This is a genomic window from Streptomyces sp. HB132 (assembly GCF_016909575.1).
GTDB lineage: Bacteria > Actinomycetota > Actinomycetes > Streptomycetales > Streptomycetaceae > Streptomyces.
Map to the genome: position 1 here is coordinate 586911 of NZ_JAFBGA010000002.1, position 16162 is coordinate 603072.

General features: G+C 71.7%; 13 protein-coding genes. 8 read left to right on the top strand and 5 right to left on the bottom strand.

From position 1 onward, the window contains the following. Positions 1 to 11 precede the first annotated feature (11 nt). The 8 genes from JOC24_RS06915 (at position 12) to JOC24_RS06950 (ending at position 10374) form a co-directional block, all read left to right on the top strand. Positions 12 to 899, top strand: a complete 888-nt coding sequence (locus JOC24_RS06915; protein ID WP_205019203.1) for a DUF2797 domain-containing protein — start codon at positions 12 to 14, stop codon at positions 897 to 899. A gap of 47 nt (positions 900 to 946) precedes the next feature. Beyond that, on the top strand, positions 947 to 1834 hold the full coding sequence (locus JOC24_RS06920) for an amidohydrolase family protein (protein WP_205019204.1): 888 nt from the start codon (positions 947 to 949) through the stop codon (positions 1832 to 1834). Between the two features lie 79 nt (positions 1835 to 1913). Further along, positions 1914 to 2651 carry a response regulator transcription factor gene (locus JOC24_RS06925; RefSeq protein ID WP_205019205.1) on the top strand — a complete coding sequence of 246 codons (738 nt, stop codon included), beginning with the start codon at positions 1914 to 1916 and terminating at the stop codon, positions 2649 to 2651. A gap of 4 nt (positions 2652 to 2655) precedes the next feature. Then, positions 2656 to 4341: a HAMP domain-containing sensor histidine kinase gene (locus JOC24_RS06930; RefSeq protein WP_205019206.1), complete on the top strand. Its 1686-nt coding sequence runs from the start codon at positions 2656 to 2658 to the stop codon at positions 4339 to 4341. Positions 4342 to 4367: 26 nt separating this feature from the next. Continuing rightward, positions 4368 to 5663: a bifunctional glycosyltransferase family 2/GtrA family protein gene (locus JOC24_RS06935; protein ID WP_205019207.1), complete on the top strand. Its 1296-nt coding sequence runs from the start codon at positions 4368 to 4370 to the stop codon at positions 5661 to 5663. Further along, entirely contained in the window at positions 5660 to 7813 is a 2154-nt protein-coding gene (locus tag JOC24_RS06940) for an ArnT family glycosyltransferase (protein WP_205019208.1), read from the top strand. Before JOC24_RS06935 ends, JOC24_RS06940 begins: the two co-directional genes overlap by 4 nt. Before the next feature lie 208 nt (positions 7814 to 8021). Then, positions 8022 to 9521: an MFS transporter gene (locus JOC24_RS06945; protein WP_205019209.1), complete on the top strand. Its 1500-nt coding sequence runs from the start codon at positions 8022 to 8024 to the stop codon at positions 9519 to 9521. 79 nt (positions 9522 to 9600) lie between these two features. After that, positions 9601 to 10374, top strand: coding sequence for a TetR/AcrR family transcriptional regulator (locus JOC24_RS06950; protein ID WP_205019210.1), 774 nt, complete (start codon positions 9601 to 9603; stop codon positions 10372 to 10374). A 39-nt stretch (positions 10375 to 10413) separates the two neighbouring features. On the opposite strand, the gene JOC24_RS06955 is transcribed toward JOC24_RS06950, so the two are convergent. The 5 genes from JOC24_RS06955 to JOC24_RS06975 form a co-directional block, all read right to left on the bottom strand. Beyond that, positions 10414 to 11361 (bottom strand): NAD(P)-dependent oxidoreductase, encoded by a 948-nt coding sequence (locus tag JOC24_RS06955; RefSeq protein ID WP_205019211.1) that lies wholly within the window; start codon positions 11359 to 11361, stop codon positions 10414 to 10416. Positions 11362 to 11369: 8 nt separating this feature from the next. Further along, positions 11370 to 11840, bottom strand: coding sequence for a PPOX class F420-dependent oxidoreductase (locus JOC24_RS06960; RefSeq protein WP_205019212.1), 471 nt, complete (start codon positions 11838 to 11840; stop codon positions 11370 to 11372). Positions 11841 to 11923: 83 nt separating this feature from the next. Beyond that, entirely contained in the window at positions 11924 to 12739 is an 816-nt protein-coding gene (locus JOC24_RS06965) for a YceI family protein (RefSeq protein WP_205019213.1), read from the bottom strand. A 183-nt stretch (positions 12740 to 12922) separates the two neighbouring features. After that, complete coding sequence (locus tag JOC24_RS06970) at positions 12923 to 15418, bottom strand: MFS transporter (RefSeq protein ID WP_205019214.1); 2496 nt, start codon at positions 15416 to 15418, stop codon at positions 12923 to 12925. Positions 15419 to 15441: 23 nt separating this feature from the next. Next, positions 15442 to 15954: a MarR family winged helix-turn-helix transcriptional regulator gene (locus JOC24_RS06975; protein ID WP_205019215.1), complete on the bottom strand. Its 513-nt coding sequence runs from the start codon at positions 15952 to 15954 to the stop codon at positions 15442 to 15444. Positions 15955 to 16162: the final 208 nt, after the last annotated feature.

Sequence of the window (16162 nt, forward strand, 5' to 3'; positions counted from 1 at the left end):
AGAGGGGCGGCATGGGTGGCTGGCGGTGTACCGGGCTGCGCTGGCCCCACGGTGAGCCCGTGCTCGGCTGGGCGCGGAGCGACGGGTCCGGGCGGGGGCGGGCGAGCGTCCTCGCGTACGGCAGGGAGCTCGGGTTCCGGGCCGGGGCGGAGCGGACCTGCCTGGGCGCGCGCGGGAACCCGTGCCCGGTCGCGGCTGCGGTGCCCGCACGGAGCACGGGGGCGCGGTGCGCGGAGTGCGCGCGGCTGGACCGGGCGCACTCGGTGGCCGCCGACACGATCGCCGACGACCCGCGGACGTACCGCGTCTATCTGGCCTGGTTCGGTCCGGGCATGGTCAAGGTCGGGATCACCGGTGAGGCACGGGAGGCCGCCCGGCTGCGGGAGCAGGGTGCCGTGGTCTTCAGCTGGCTGGGGCGTGGGCCGCTGATGGCCGCGCGGCGTACGGAGGAACTGCTGCGCTCGGCGCTCGGGGTGCCCGACCGGATCCCGTACGGGCGCAAGCGTGCCGCGCGGGACGTGCTGCCTGGGCCGGCGGAACGGGCCGCCGAGATCGAAGCGCTGTACGGGCGGGCGGCGGCGCTGGAGGGCGCCGGGTGGCCCGAGGCGCTGGAGCGGCTGCCGTTCGAGGCGGTCGACCACGCCGGGGTGTTCGGGCTCGACGGAGCGGGGCCCGCGGCGGGCGTGGTGACGGAGCTGGTGGGCGGCGGTGCGGTGGCCGGGAGACTGGTGGCGGCGGCCGGGCCCGACCTGCATCTGGAGACCGCCGACAACGGGATCGTCGTGCTGGACACGCGGCTGGTCACCGGCTGGGACCTGGTGGGCGCCGACGCGCGGGCGGGGCTGAGCGTGCCGGTCGCGGCCGTGGGGGCCGGTGGGGTGCAGGACGGGCTGTTCTGACATCGTCACCGGAGATCGTTCCGGGTGACGCGAGGCAGGTGGGGCGGATGAGCAGCGACGACCGTGACCGTGACGACGTCGTGCGGTTCTGGCAGCGGCTCGGGCTGCCCGGGATCATCGACGTCCACACGCACTTCATGCCGGAGCGGGTGCTCAGCAAGGTGTGGGCGTACTTCGACGCCGCGGGACCGCTGACCGGGCTGGAGTGGCCGATCACCTACCGGCGGGACGAGGACGAGCGCCTCGCGTTGCTCCGCTCGTTCGGCGTGCTCCGGTTCACCTCGATGCTCTACCCGCACAAGCCCGGCATGGCGGGATGGCTCAACGGCTGGGCCGAGGCGTTCGCGGCCCGGGTGCCCGACTGTCTGCACACCGCGACGTTCTTCCCGGAGGAGGGCGCGGAGCGGTATGTGCGCGAGGCGGTCGAGGCAGGCGCGCGTGTCTTCAAGGCCCATCTCCAGGTGGGTGGCTACGACCCGAACGATCCGCTGCTGGAGCCCGTGTGGGGGCTCTTGGCGGAGGCAGGTGTCCCGGTGGTGACGCACTGCGGTTCCGGGCCGGCTCCCGGCGCGTACACGGGCCCCGAACCGATCGGACGGCTGCTGTCCCGCCATCCCCGGCTGAAGCTGGTGGTGGCGCACATGGGGATGCCGGAGTACGGGGAGTTCCTGGAGTTGGCGGCGGCCTACCCCGGGGTGCGGCTCGACACGACGATGACGTTCACGGACTTCACCGAGGGCCTCGCACCGTTCCCGGCGGGTGAGCGCGGTCGCCTCGCCGATCTGGGGGACCGGATACTGCTCGGCACGGACTTTCCGAACATCCCGTATCCGTACGCCCATCAGCTGCACGCCCTGGAACGGCTCGGCCTGGGCGACACGTGGCTGCGGGCGGTCTGCCACGGGAACGCGAGCGAGCTGTTCCGCCAGGCATGAGGGCCCTCCGACGCGTTTCTCAGGAAATTCACAGGTAGGCGAAAGCTCATTCTCACGGCCGTCTCACAGGCTTGAGGCCATGACGACGACCTCGCCCCAGGGGCGTACAGAACTCCTCAGGCCCGACCACAGCCCCGTCCGCGTACTGGTCGTGGACGACGAGGCTCCGCTCGCCGAGCTGCTCTCGATGGCCCTGCGCTACGAGGGGTGGGAGGTGCGCAGTGCCGGGGACGGTGCGGGCGCCGTCCGTACGGCACGCGACTTCCGCCCCGACGCGGTGATCCTCGACGTGATGCTCCCCGACATGGACGGGCTGGCCGTGCTGGGCCGGCTGCGGCGCGAGATCTCCGACGTACCGGTGCTGTTCCTGACCGCGCGTGACGCGGTGGAGGACCGGATCGCCGGGCTCACGGCGGGCGGCGACGACTACGTCACCAAGCCGTTCAGCCTGGAGGAGGTCGTGGCGCGGCTGCGCGGACTGATCCGCCGCTCCGGCACGGCGGCGGTCCGCAGTGAGTCGACGCTCGTCGTGGGTGATCTGGTGCTGGACGAGGACAGCCACGAGGTGAGCCGGGGCGACCACTCGATCCACCTCACGGCGACCGAGTTCGAGCTGCTGCGTTTCCTGATGCGCAACCCGCGCCGGGTGCTGAGCAAGGCACAGATACTCGACCGGGTCTGGAACTACGACTTCGGCGGCCAGGCCAACGTCGTCGAGCTGTACATCTCCTACCTGCGCAAGAAGATCGACGCGGGGCGCACCCCGATGATCCACACCCGTCGCGGGGCCGGGTACCTGATCAAGCCCGGGGAGTAGCCGCGTGAGCAGGAGGAGCGCACACCGCCCCTGGACGCTGCGGACCCGGCTCGTCGTGTACGCGGTCACGCTCATCGCGGTCGTCGCCGCCGTGATCGGTTCGGTCACCGCGATCGCGTTCCAGAGCTACATGTACGGGAAGCTGGACGGCCAGCTGCGCGACATCACCAGACTGGCCGAGGGCCGTCCACCAGGCGGAGGCAAGATCACACCGGGTGGCCCGGAGAGCCAGGATCCGCTGGACTTCGTCGGCAGGGGCGGCCCCGACACGTTCGGTGCCGTGGTGACCGACGGTTCCGTCACCGCCTCGAAGGTGATGAACGGTCCGAACGCCCGGCAGAGCACCGAGGAGTTGTCGGACGCGCAGGAGGAGGCCCTCGAAGCCTCGGGGGTGACCCCGGACGGCGAACCCCATGACGTCGACCTTCCGGGGCTCGGCAGTCACCGCGTGCAGGTCGTCCCGGCGAGCGGCGGTACGTCCGTCCTGGTCGGCATCCCCACGGCGGAGGTGGACAAGGCCGTCACCACTCTCGTCCTCGTCGAGGTCTGCGTCACCGGCGCCGGGCTCATCGCCGCCGGGATCGCGGGCGCCGCCATGGTCGGCGTCGCCCTGCGACCGCTGCGCAGGGTGGCGGCCACCGCGACCCGGGTCTCCGAACTCCCGCTGCACAGCGGCGAGGTAGCCCTGCTCGAACGGGTCCCGGAGGCCGAGGCGGATCCGCGTACCGAGGTCGGCCAGGTCGGCGCGGCCCTCAACCGGATGCTCGGACACGTCGGTTCGGCCCTGGAGGCGCGGCAGAAGAGCGAGACGCGGGTTCGGCAGTTCGTCGCGGACGCCAGCCACGAGCTGCGCACACCGCTCGCCTCGATCCGCGGGTACGCCGAACTGACCCGCCGGGGCCGGGAGAACGCCGGACCCGACACCCGGCACGCCCTGGGACGGATCGAGTCCGAGGCGGAGCGGATGACGGGCATGGTCGAGGACCTGCTCCTCCTGGCACGTCTCGACGCCGGACGGCCGCTCTCGTACGAGAGCACCGACCTCTCGCCACTGGTCATCGACGCGGTGAGCGACGCCCGCGCCGCGGACCGCACCCCCGGCGGTGCCCCGGGGGCCACGCATCACTGGCGGCTCGAGCTCCCCGAAGTGCCCGCGACGGTGCGCGCCGATCCGACGAGGTTCCAGCAGGTTCTGGTCAACCTGCTGGCGAACGCCCGTACGCACACACCGTCTGGAACAACCGTCACGGTCCGCGTGCGGCAGGCGAGCAGGGAGGTCCCCTGGGTGACGCTGGAGGTCCAGGACAACGGGCCCGGCATCCCGGCCGACCTGCAGCCGCGTGTCTTCGAGAGGTTCGCCCGTGGCGACGCCTCGCGCTCCCGGCACGCCGGGTCGACGGGGCTCGGCCTCGCCATCGTTCAAGCCGTCGTGGCCGCGCACGGCGGCGTGGCCGAGGTGCGGTCGGTGCCGGGCGACACGGTGTTCGCCGTCCACCTGCCGGCGGACGCGGTGCACGCGGGAGACCGGGAGAACGGAGCCGGGAGCACCGGAGCCGGGAGCACCTCCCCGGCCGGTGCGGACCACACCCCCGGCGGCGATCGTCCGGCGCGGTCCGGCGCTCCTGCTCCCGTCCCCCACGCTCCCGTGACGCACTCACAGGCGGACCACAGGCTCAGCACACGGATGTGACAGCGCGGTTGGCGAGTGTCGATGTCATGCGAACCGACACTCCCTGGAGCACCCTGCCGGCCCGGGACCATCTCGTGGCCGCAGCGGTCGGCGCTCCCGTACTCGATGTGGTGATCCCCGTGTTCAACGAGGAGAAGGACCTCGAAACGTGTGTGCTGCGCCTGCACGACCACCTGGCGCGGACGTTCCCCTACGGTTTCCGGATCACCGTGGCGGACAACGCGAGCACCGACCGTACGCCCCAGGTGGCGGCGCGGCTCGCGGACCTCATTCCCGAGGTGCGGTCGTACCGGCTGGAGGAGAAGGGCCGGGGGCGGGCGCTGCGAACGGTCTGGTCCCACTCCGACTCCCCGGTCCTCGCCTACATGGACGTGGACCTCTCGACCGACCTGAACGCCCTGCTCCCGCTGGTCGCCCCGCTGATCTCCGGGCACTCCGACCTCGCCATCGGCTCACGGCTGGCCCGCAGTTCGCGGGTGGTGCGGGGCTCGAAGCGGGAGTTCATCTCGCGGGCCTACAACCTGATCCTGCGGTCCTCGCTGGCCGCGCGGTTCAGTGACGCACAGTGCGGCTTCAAGGCCATACGGCGAGAGGTCGCGCAGCGGCTGCTGCCCATGGTCGAGGACACCGGCTGGTTCTTCGACACCGAGATGCTGGTGCTCGCCGAGCGGGCCGGGCTGCGGATCCACGAGGTGCCGGTCGACTGGGTCGACGACCCCGACTCCACCGTGCACATCGTGAGGACCGCGACCGAGGACCTCAAGGGGGTCTGGCGGGTGGGCCGGGCCCTGGCCACCGGGGCGCTGCCCCTGGACCGGCTCGCACGGCCCTTCGGCGACGATCCGCGCGACCGGGCCGTGCCCGGGGTGCCGCGCGGACTCGCCCGGCAACTGGTCGGCTTCTGTGTCGTGGGCGCACTGTCCACCCTCGTCTACCTCGCCCTGTACTCCCTCTTCCGATGGGGCGTCGGCCCGCAGCTCGCCAACGCGGCGGCCCTCCTCGTGTCCGCCGTCGCCAACACGGCGGCGAACCGGAGGCTCACCTTCGGGGTACGCGGCCGGGGCGGCGCCGTGCGCCACCAGGCGCAGGGGCTCGTCGTCTTCGCGATCGGGCTCGCCCTCACCAGCGGTTCGCTCGCCGCGCTGGGCACGGCGTCCGGATCGGCGTCGCACGGCACGGAACTCGCCGTGCTGATCGCGGCCAACCTCGCGGCGACGGTGCTGCGGTTTCTGCTCTTCCGCGCCTGGGTCTTCCCCGACCGGCGCACCGATCACCAGGACCCCCGCACGGGTGCCGCACACGAACTGAGGAACGTCCGATGACCGCCGCCGCCACGCACCCGGACCACCACCAGGCCCCGCCCGACACCCCGGGTGCGCCCGCGCACGCCGCGTGCGGGCGGGAGCCGTTGGCGCGGCGCATCCGCCGGGGCAGGCCCGAGGACCCGCGCTGGGCCAGGCCCGCCTTCCTCGGTCTGCTGCTGGTCATCGCGTTCGCGTACCTGTGGAACCTGAGCGCTTCCGGGTACGCCAACTCGTTCTACTCCGCGGCGGTTCAGGCCGGGAGCCAGAGCTGGAAGGCCTTCTTCTTCGGCTCGCTGGACTCCGCCAACGCGATCACCGTCGACAAGCCCCCGGCCACGCTCTGGCCGATGGCCCTGTCGGTGCGGATCTTCGGCCTGAGCTCCTGGGCGATCCTCGCGCCCCAGGTGCTGATGGGCGTCGCCACGGCAGGCGTCCTGTACGCGGCCGTGCGCCGGCGCTTCAGCGCAGCCGCCGGGCTGATCACGATGGCGGTCTTCGCGCTGACGCCGGTGGCCGCGCTGATGTTCCGCTTCAACAATCCGGACGCGCTGCTCGCGCTCCTGATGACCGTCACCGTCTACTGCGTCCTGCGTGCCCTGGAGGGCGGCCGGACGAAGTGGCTGGTCTGGGCCGGCGTGGCGGTGGGCCTCGCGTTCCTCTCGAAGACGCTGCAGGCCTTCCTGATCCTGCCGCCCCTCGCCGTGCTGTACGCGGTGTTCGCGCCGGTCCCCGTACGGAAGCGGTTCGGCCAGCTGGGGCTGGCCGCGGTGGCGCTGACCGTGTCCGGCGGCTGGTGGGTGGCGATGGTCGAGCTGTGGCCCGCCTCCTCGCGCCCGTACATCGGCGGATCGCAGAACAACTCGTTCCTGGAACTCACCTTCGGCTACAACGGACTCGGCCGGATCAACGGCGAGGAGACCGGAAGCGTCGGCGGTGGGGGCCAGGGCGGCGGCTGGGGTGAGACCGGTGTCGGCCGGATGTTCAACTCCGAGATCGGCGGCCAGATCTCGTGGCTGCTGCCCGCCGCGCTGATCCTGCTGGCCGCGGGCATCTGGCTGACCTGGCGGGCGAAGCGGACCGACACGGCCCGTGCCGCGTTCCTCGCCTGGGGCGGGCCGCTGCTGATGACGGCCTTCGTCTTCAGCTTCATGGCCGGCATCTTCCACCAGTACTACACGGTGGCCCTGGCGCCCTACGTCGCGGCGCTGGCGGGCATGGGCGTAACGGTCCTCTGGGAGGAACGGGGCAGGTGGTGGGCGGGCGCGACGCTCGGAGCGACCGTCGCGGTGACGGCCGTATGGTCGTACGTCCTGCTGGGGCGCACGCCGGACTACTTTCCGTGGCTGCGCTGGGCCGTGTTGATCGGCGGTCTCGTCGGCGCGCTGGGGCTGCTGTGCGCGGCGCGACTGGGCCGGGTGCTGGTGCTCGGCGTGGTGGGCCTCGGTCTCGCCGCCTCGCTGGCCGGCCCGGCGGCGTACACGGTCAGCACGCTGAACACCGGGCACCAGGGCTCGATCGTCACCGCGGGTCCGTCTGGCTCGAGCATGGGCGGGCCCGGCGGGCCCGGCGGGGGCCGGGGCGGCGGTCCCGGCGGTGGTGAGGGCGGCGGTATGCGGCCCCCCGGCCAGGGCACGCGGCAGGGCGGCGGTCAGGCACCGGGCAACACGCAGGGCAACGCGCAGGCCGGCGGCTTCCCGGGCGGCGGGACACCTGGCCAGGGTCAACAGGGCCAGGGCCGGGCTCCCGGCGGTCAGCAGGGCGGTATGCCCGGCGGCGCCGGTGAGGGCGGTGGCGGCGGCATGGGCGGTCTGCTCGGCGGAGCCTCGGTCGACTCCGAGGCCGAGACGCTGCTGAAGCAGGATGCCGACGCCTACACCTGGACCGCCGCGGCCGTCGGTTCGCAGAACGCCGCGAGTTACCAGCTCGCCACCGGTGCCCCGGTGATGGCGATCGGCGGATTCAACGGCAGCGACCCGTCCCCGACGCTCGCGCAGTTCAAGGAGTACGTGGAGGACGGCAGGATCCACTACCTCGTCTCCGGCGGTACGGGCGGCGGCATGGGCGGCGAGGGCACCTCGTCACAGATCTCGGCGTGGGTGGAGGAGAACTTCAAGGAGGTCACCGCGGGGAGCGCGACCTTCTACGACCTCACCCGGCCGAAGAGCTGAACCGCGGGGACGGAGCGTCGGCGTAGGGGCGGCGGCGACAGAGCGCACGGCAGGGCGGTGGCCCCGGAGCGGTACGGCTCCGGGGCCACCGCCCTGCCGTGCCGGGGAGCGGTTCCGCTATTGCGTTGTACGGCGTACAGGAAGTGCCATACGCTGTATGGCGACCCGCTCCACACACCGTACGAGTGCACCGGAACCAGGAGTTCGCATGACGGCGACCGCCGCCGAGGAGAACGACCTCGCACCCCGGACCGGCCACGCCCGGCGCTGGCTGATCCTCGGAGTCATCTGCCTCGCCCAGCTCACCGTGCTGCTCGACAACACCGTCCTGAACGTCGCGATCCCCTCCCTCACCGCCGATCTCCACGCCTCCACCGCGGACGTGCAGTGGATGATCAACGCCTACGCGCTGGTCCAGGCAGGCCTCGTGCTCACCGCGGGCAGTTCCGCCGACCGCTACGGCCGAAAGAAGATGCTGGTCACGGGTCTCGCGCTGTTCGGCGTCGGTTCGCTGGCAGCGGGTCTCGCCCAGTCCTCCGGACAGCTGATCGCCGCCCGCGCGGGCATGGGCGTCGGAGGAGCCCTGCTGATGACGACCACCCTCGCGGTGGTGGTGCAGATCTTCGACGACACCGAGCGCGTCAAGGCGATCGGCATCTGGTCCACCGTCAACTCCCTGGGCTTCGCGGCCGGTCCGCTGATCGGCGGGGCGATGCTCAACCACTTCTGGTGGGGCGCGATCTTCCTGATCAACATCCCCGTGGCGGTCATCGGCCTCATCGCGGTCCTCAGGCTCGTACCGGAGACGAAGAACCCCAGCGGCGACCGCCCCGACCTGGTGGGCGCGCTGCTGTCCACCCTCGGCATGACCTCCGTCGTGTACGCGATCATCTCCGGCCCGGAGCACGGCTGGGGGTCCGGTCCGGTGCTGCTGACCGCCTTCGCCGGGGTCGCGGTCCTCACCGGTTTCGTCCTGTGGGAGCTGCATGTCCCGCACCCCATGCTGGACATGCACTTCTTCCGCAACCAGAGGTTCACCGGCGCGGTCGCGGGCACGATCCTCGTCGCCTTCGGGATGACGGGTTCGCTCTTCCTCCTGACCCAGCACCTCCAGTTCGTCCTCGGCTACGAGCCGCTGGAGGCCGGGCTGCGCACGGCTCCGCTCGCCCTCACCGTCGTCGCGCTCAACCTCACGGGGCTCGGTGCCCGGCTCGTGGTGAGGATGGGGACGCCGGCCGTCATCGCCACGGGGATGAGCCTGCTGGCCGCCGGGCTCGGGGCGATCGCCCTGCTCGGCGGGCGGGACTACGGCGGGATGCTGCTCGGCCTGGTCGTGATGGGGGCGGGCGTCGCGCTCGCCATGCCCGCGATGGCCAACGCGATCATGAGTGCCATCCCGCCGGAGAAGGCGGGTGTGGGAGCCGGGGTGAACGGCACACTCGCCGAGTTCGGCAACGGGCTCGGGGTCGCCGTGCTCGGCGCCGTACTCAACTCCCGCTTCGCCGCGCTCGTTCCGGGTGCCGTCGGGGCCGCCTCACTGCCCGCCGCGCTCGCCGCCGCGGACGGAGCGGCGGACCGCGAGCGCATCACCGACGCCTTCGCCTCGGGTCTGGGGACCAGCCAACTGGTCGGCGCGGCAGCCGTCCTGGCCGGCGGACTGCTGGCCGCGGTCCTGCTGCGGAGGGCGGAGCGAACGGAGAAGTCCTGAGAGGCCCAGGTGACGGGCATAGCATCGGACGGGGGTGCCGGTACGCAGGAGTGCCACCGCAAGACGAGGAGCGTGCGCCATGGGGTCCGCGGCAGACCGTGTGAACAACCCGTCCCGGGTCAGTGTGTGGCTGGACCGGCGGACACCCTCGCGCACCCGCAAGGCGGATCAGCCGGCCGGCCTCGACCGCGACAGGATCACGGCGGCGACCGTCAGGCTGCTGGACGCCGACGGCCTCGCGAAGTTCTCCATGCGGCGCCTCGCAGCCGAGCTCGACGTCACGGCGATGTCCCTCTACTGGTACGTCGACACCAAGGACGACCTGCTGGAACTCGCCCTGGACACGGTCTTCGGCGAGATCCCGGCCGCACCCGAGGACGCCGACTGGCGGGACCGGCTCCGTGAACTGGCCACCAGCTACCGCAGGATGCTGGTCCGCCACCCCTGGGTGTCGACGCTGATCGGCGGCTTCCTGAACATCGGACCGCACTCGATGCTGTTCTCGTACGCCGTCCAGGACGTCATCCGGGCCACCGGACTGCCGCCCGGGAACCGCACGGGGGCGATGTCGGCCGTCTTCCAGTTCGTGTACGGCTTCGGGGCGGTCGAAGGCCACTTCGTGCAGCGCACGGTGGAGGCCGGACTCAGCCAGGACGAGTACTTCCGGCGGGCGATGGGCACGATCCGCGCGGACCCCGAGTTCCAACGGCTCATGGAGCCCTCGGAGAGCCTGATGGACGCGCGCGGCGGGGACACGGTGGAGGAGATGCGGGAGCGGGACTTCGTGTTCGCGCTGGACCTCCTGATCGCGGGCGTCGAGGCGATGTGCGCCCGCGCGGCGCGCCACCCGTAAGCGGCGCGCCCCCCCCCTGGACCGCGTGCGCCGGTCGCCTCAGTAGCCGCGCCGGGTGTCCACGGCCAGCGGGGGCGTACGCCCCCCGGCCACCGCCTCCCAGCAGGCCTCGAAGTCGGCGACGACGTCCTCCTCGGCCGTGATGCCCGCCGAGTGCGACGTGATCACCGTGCGCGGCAGCCGCCAGACGCGGTCACCGGGCGCGGCGGGTTCGTCGGGCAGTACGTCGAGTACGGCGCGGCTCACCGAACCGCTGTGCAGTGCGGTCTCCAGTGCCGCCATGTCCACGGTCGCGCCACGGCCCACGTTGACGAAGGTGGCGCCCCGCATCGCGCCGAACCTGGCCGCGCCGAAGAAGTGCTCAGTGGCGCCGGTCAGGGGAAGTGCGGAAACCACCCACCGGGCGTCCGCGAGTGCCGAGGTCTCCTCCCGCGACCCGGCCCGGACCATCCGGTCGAAGCCCGCCGCCCCGGCACGGGGGGTGCGACTCACCCCGACCGTGCGCACGGAACAGGCCCGCAGCAGTCCCGCGACCTCGGAGCCGATGCGACCCGTTCCGTGCACGACGGCGGTCTGCCCGGCGGCGAGCTCGGACGGGAGGCGGCGCCACTCGGACCTGGCGTGCTGCGCGGTGTGCTCCGGCACGGACTGGCACTCGGAGAGGACCCAGGCCAGCGTGTACTGGGCGATCCGCTCGCCCATCCGCCCCACGGTCCGCGTCAGCAGGGCCCCTTCGGGCCAGGGCCCTGCGGCGAGCAGCGCGTCCGTGCCCGCGTTGACGCTGTGGAACCACAGGAGCCGCGTGGTCCGCAGCGCTTCGGGCAGCGTGTCCCCCACGTACAGGAACGGCCCGTCGGGCTCCTCGGCGTGCGCGGGCCCGGCCAGCCGGCCGGTGATCCGTTCCAGCTCGTGGATCACGGCGGGGCCCACGGAAGGGGAGGCGAGCAGTCGGGCCCGCGCGAGCGAGTCCGGGTGGGGCGGCTTCATCGGTACGGTCAGCTGCCGGCTGCCAGGTGGGCGGGGAAGCCCCCGGTGGCCACAGGGCTCCAGCGCTCCGGAGTGATCCGGATGATGGACTTCCCCTGCTTGAGCATCGCCGCCCGGTACTCGTCCCAGTCCGGGTGCTCGCCGGAGATGTTGCGGAAGTACTCGACGAGGGGCTCGACCGAGTCCGGCGAGTCGATCACCTCGGCCGAACCGTCGACCTGGACCCACGGCCCGTTCCAGTCGTCCGACAGGACGATCACGCTCACCCGCTCGTCCCGCTTGGCGTTACGGGTCTTGGCCCGTTCGGGGTATGTCGAGACGACGATCCGTCCGGCGTCGTCGACGCCGCAGGTGAGCGGCGAGCCCTGGGGCCTGCCGTCGGCCCGGGTGGTGAGCAGGATCGCCCGGTGCCTGGGCCGCACGAAGTCCAGCAGTTCCCCGAGCTCCACTGCGGTGTTGGTCGCGATGTTGGGTGCCATACGGCCAACCCTAGGGGGTGTCCGCGGAGTCCCGCCGTACGCCCGGGCGGGACGCCGGCACCCCCCAGGGCCTGCGGCCGGTCTCAGCCGGGGACGGAGTCGCCCTGGACCGCCTGGATGTCGAGTTCCACCCGCAGGGTCGTGCCGATCGCGGAGATACCGGCCTGCAGCACCTGGTTGTAGTTCATGGCGAAGTCGTCACGACGAAGCTCCGCCGAGGCGTGGAAGGCGGCGCGCACCCCGCCCCACGGGTCGGGGCCGGTGCCCAGGTAGCTGAGGTCGAGGTCGACGTCCCGCGCGATGCCGTGCATGGTGAGCACGCCGTGCACCGTCCAGCGGTCGGGTCCTGCCGGGGTCAGCGCACGGGAGCGGTAGGTGAGCTCCGGGAACGTGTCCACGTCCAGGAAGTCCGCCGAGCGCAGGTGCTTGTCCCGCATGGCGTTGCCCGTGTCGATGCTGGAGGAGGCGATGAACGCGTCCACCCGGGAGTGCTGGACGTTCTCGGCGATCTGGATGCGGCCGCCGAATTCCGTGAACCGGCCGTGCACGCTGGAGATCCCGAGGTGCTGTGCGACCGCCGCCACCGAGGAGTGGACCGGGTCCAGCGACCAGGTGCCCGGAGGCGGAAGTTCCACGCCGCCCTGACGGGCCAGCACCACGGCGCCGGCCTCGACCCGGCCGCTGGCCGTGACGAGTGCGGTGGACGCGGCGGGGGCGTAACCCACCGCCGTGACGATGACCGTGTACGCGCCGGCCTGCAGCAGGCCCTCGGTGCGGACCGCCCCGTTCTCGTCGGCTGCGGCCCGGAGCACCTGGGTGCCCGTCATGTCGGTCACGGTCACGACCGCGTGCTGGACCGCCCAGCCGTCCCGCGTGCGTACCTGTGCGCGAAGTCCCATCCCGTGTTCTCTCCTTGCTCAAATCACTCGTGAAGCCGCGACTCGATGAGTCGGGCCCCGGGGCGGGACCGGCAGGCCGTCCCCTGCCTGCCGTTCCCGCCCCGGGGCCCATTTCCGCCGACGGCCACAGCCTCTCCGCTCGAAGCGCTGTACCGCCAGGGGTCTTTGTGAATCTTCCGGTTCTCAGCTGCCCGGGTGGGCGAGCTCGATGTCGTGACCGTCGACTCCGCCGCCGCTCACGGTCAGCGAGCCGGCCACCGGCGGGTAGCCGGTCGCGATCACGGAGTACTCACCTGCGTCCAGGTCGGTGAAGGCGTACACGCCGTCCTCCCCGGTCGTCGACGTGGCGACCACGTTGCCCGCCGCGTCGATCAGCGTCACCCGGGCGTCGTTCAGCGCCACCCGGCCGGAGCCGGCCCTGACGACGCCCTTGACCAGCGCACCGGACCGCAGGGCCACGTCGACCCGGGTGACACCCTGGCCGCCGACCTCCACCGGCAGGGCCAGCGGACGGAAGCCCGCAGCCGTGACGGCGACGGTCACCGAACCGGGGATCAGCTCACCGAAGGTGAAGTCACCCGCGTCACCCGAGACGCCCGTGGCCAGCACGTCGCCGCGCACATCGGTCACGACGACCATGGCTCCCCGGACGGGGGCGCTGCCCTCGGCGGTCCGCACGGTCCCGGCGAGACCGCTCGTACCCGCGAGCAGGATGTCGAAGGACAGCGGCTCGTCACCGACGACCACGGTGGACGCCTGCGGCTGGAAGCCGTCGGCGGAGGCGATCAGGACGTAGCTGCCGGCGCCCGGCGCGTCCAGTACGTAGCCGCCCTCGGCCTGGGCGACGGAGCGCCCCAGCTGCCGGCCGCCCAGCGAGATCAGCGTGACGGCGGCGCGGGCGACGGGTGCACCCTCGGCGCCCCGCACCACACCGCGTACGGGCGTGCCCTGGACGGCCGGCAGGCCGGTGGCGGGTGTCTCGTCGGAGGTGTCGACCGAGGTGACCCCGGCCGTTCCCTCGGCGATCAGCGCGGTTTTGGTGGTGGCCTCGACGGACTCGGTCGCGGCGGACACCTCGGCCGGGGTGTCGTCGTTGCCGGCCCTCGTCTTCAGGGCGACCTCCTTGATGAAGAGGGTCAGGACGAAGGCGACCAGCGCGGCGGGCGCGGCGTACAGGAAGACGTCGGCGACACCGTGGCCGTAGGCGACCTCCATGACCGTGCGGAACGGGGCGGGGAGCTTGTCCAGGTCGGGGATGCCCCCGCCGCCCGTACCGCCGTGGCCGAAGGCTGCGCCCTCGGGGCCGAGGTCGGCGAGGCCGTCCTTGACGTAGTGGGTCACGCGGTTGCCCAGGACGGCGCCCAGCGCCGAGACGCCGATCGCACCACCGAGGGAACGGAAGAACGTCACGACGGAGCTGGCCGCGCCCAGGTCGGCGGGAGCCACCTGGTTCTGCGTGGCGAGCACCAGGTTCTGCATCATCATGCCGATGCCGAGGCCCATGACGAACATGAAGATCGCGATGTGCCAGTACTCGGTGTCGTACCGGATGGTGCCCAGGAACCCGAGACCCGCGGTGAGCAGGAAGCCACCGGAAACGAGCCAGGCCTTCCAGCGGCCCGTCTTGGTGATGATCTGGCCCGACACGGTCGAGGACAGGAACAGTCCGGCGATCATCGGGATGGTCATGACGCCGGACATCGTCGGCGACTTGTCCCGCGCCAGCTGGAAGTACTGGCTGAAGAAGACGGTGCCCGCGAACATCCCGATGCCGACGAACAGCGAGGCCGCCGAGGCCAGCGTGATCGTGCGGTTACGGAAGAGGCGCAGCGGGATGATCGGTTCGCGAGCCTTGGACTCGATCAGCAGGAACAGCGCGGCGAGGACGACGGTGCCGCCGAGCATCGTCCAGGTCTGCCAGGAGACCCAGTCGTACTTGTCGCCCGCGAAGGTCACCCAGAGCAGCAGCAGCGAGACCGCGGCGCTGATGAAGAACGCGCCGGACCAGTCGATCTTGACTCCCTCGCGCTTGACCACGGGGAGCTTCAGGGTCTTCTGGAGCACGATCAGGGCGATGATCGCGAACGGGACACCCACGTAGAAGCACCAGCGCCAGCCCATCCAGCTGGTGTCGGTGATGACGCCGCCGAGCAGCGGGCCGCCGACGGTGGCGACGGCGAAGACCGCGCCGAGGTAGCCGCTGTAGCGCCCGCGCTCGCGCGGGGAGATCATCGCGGCCATCACGATCTGGGCGAGGGCGGAGAGTCCGCCGACGCCGATGCCCTGGACCACACGGCAGATGATGAGCATGCCGCTGCTGGTCGACAGGCCGGCGACTATGGAGCCGCCCACGTAGATGAGCAGGGCGATCTGGACCAGCAGCTTCTTGCTGAACAGGTCCGCGAGCTTGCCCCACAGCGGGGTGGTGGCCGTCATGGCCAGGAGCGAGGCCGTCACGACCCAGGTGTAGGCACTCTGGCCGCCACCGAGGTCGGAGATGATCTCCGGCAGGGCGTTGGAGACCACGGTCGACGACAGGATCGCGACGAACATGCCGAGCAGCAGCCCGGTCAGCGCTTCCATGATCTGCCGGTGTGTCATCGGCGCGCCGGAGGGGGCTTCGGCAGCCCCGTGCTTGGCGTGGCCGCCCCGCACACCGGATGGTGTGGTCGTAGCCATTGAATTCCTTGTCTTTGCTTCTGTTACAGGGGTGTACGGGTGTGTGCGTCGTCGGCGTGCCCGACGCGGCAGTCGCCGCTGTGCTTTCCGGGGACGCACCCTCCGGAGCCGCGGCAGGAGAAGCTGTCGCGCAGCCGGGACAACAACGTGTTGAGCTGTCCGACCTCGTCGTCGGACCAGTCGATGAGGTTGTGGGCGAACATCTCGGTTGTCCGCCGGGTCAGATCGTCGAGCAGTTCGTTGCCCGCGGGGGTCAGCCGCAGGATGCGGGACCGCTTGTCCTCCGGGTCCGGAAGCCGTTCGACCCAGCCGTTCTCCACCGCGTGGGTCACATGACGGCTGGTCACCGACATGTTCACGGACAGGAGCTCGGCAAGCCGGGTGATCCGCATCTCGCCGTACTTCGCCAGTAGCGTCAGCACGGTGGCCGAGCCCCCGGGACACTCGGCGGGCAGGATGCGGGCGAGGCCCCGTTTGACGGCTCCGACGGCGCTGAGCTGCCGGGCCAGTTCCTCGTACTGGCTCCGTGCTGCCACTGGCCCTCCATGCGTCTCGCGGGGTCATCTTGTTGCTTAGGGCAACGATAGAAGCAGTTGGTTGCCGCAGGCAAACGAAATGGGACTTGCAGAAGTAAAGGAACGCCAAAGGCTGTGTAGGCGTCGGGTCAAGCCCGCAGCGCACGGCAGGTGAGCCCCGGTGGATGTGTTCCTCGTCACGAGGTGAGGGCGGGGAGGGGGCGCGTGA

Coding starts and splice junctions, on each gene's coding strand:
- JOC24_RS06915 (WP_205019203.1), top strand. CDS start 12: ATGGGTGGCTGGCGGTGTACCGGGCTGCGCTGGCCCCACGGTGAGCCC.
- JOC24_RS06920 (WP_205019204.1), top strand. CDS start 947: ATGAGCAGCGACGACCGTGACCGTGACGACGTCGTGCGGTTCTGGCAG.
- JOC24_RS06925 (WP_205019205.1), top strand. CDS start 1,914: ATGACGACGACCTCGCCCCAGGGGCGTACAGAACTCCTCAGGCCCGAC.
- JOC24_RS06935 (WP_205019207.1), top strand. CDS start 4,368: ATGCGAACCGACACTCCCTGGAGCACCCTGCCGGCCCGGGACCATCTC.
- JOC24_RS06940 (WP_205019208.1), top strand. CDS start 5,660: ATGACCGCCGCCGCCACGCACCCGGACCACCACCAGGCCCCGCCCGAC.
- JOC24_RS06945 (WP_205019209.1), top strand. CDS start 8,022: ATGACGGCGACCGCCGCCGAGGAGAACGACCTCGCACCCCGGACCGGC.
- JOC24_RS06950 (WP_205019210.1), top strand. CDS start 9,601: ATGGGGTCCGCGGCAGACCGTGTGAACAACCCGTCCCGGGTCAGTGTG.
- JOC24_RS06955 (WP_205019211.1), bottom strand. CDS start 11,361: ATGAAGCCGCCCCACCCGGACTCGCTCGCGCGGGCCCGACTGCTCGCC.
- JOC24_RS06960 (WP_205019212.1), bottom strand. CDS start 11,840: ATGGCACCCAACATCGCGACCAACACCGCAGTGGAGCTCGGGGAACTG.
- JOC24_RS06965 (WP_205019213.1), bottom strand. CDS start 12,739: ATGGGACTTCGCGCACAGGTACGCACGCGGGACGGCTGGGCGGTCCAG.
- JOC24_RS06970 (WP_205019214.1), bottom strand. CDS start 15,418: ATGGCTACGACCACACCATCCGGTGTGCGGGGCGGCCACGCCAAGCAC.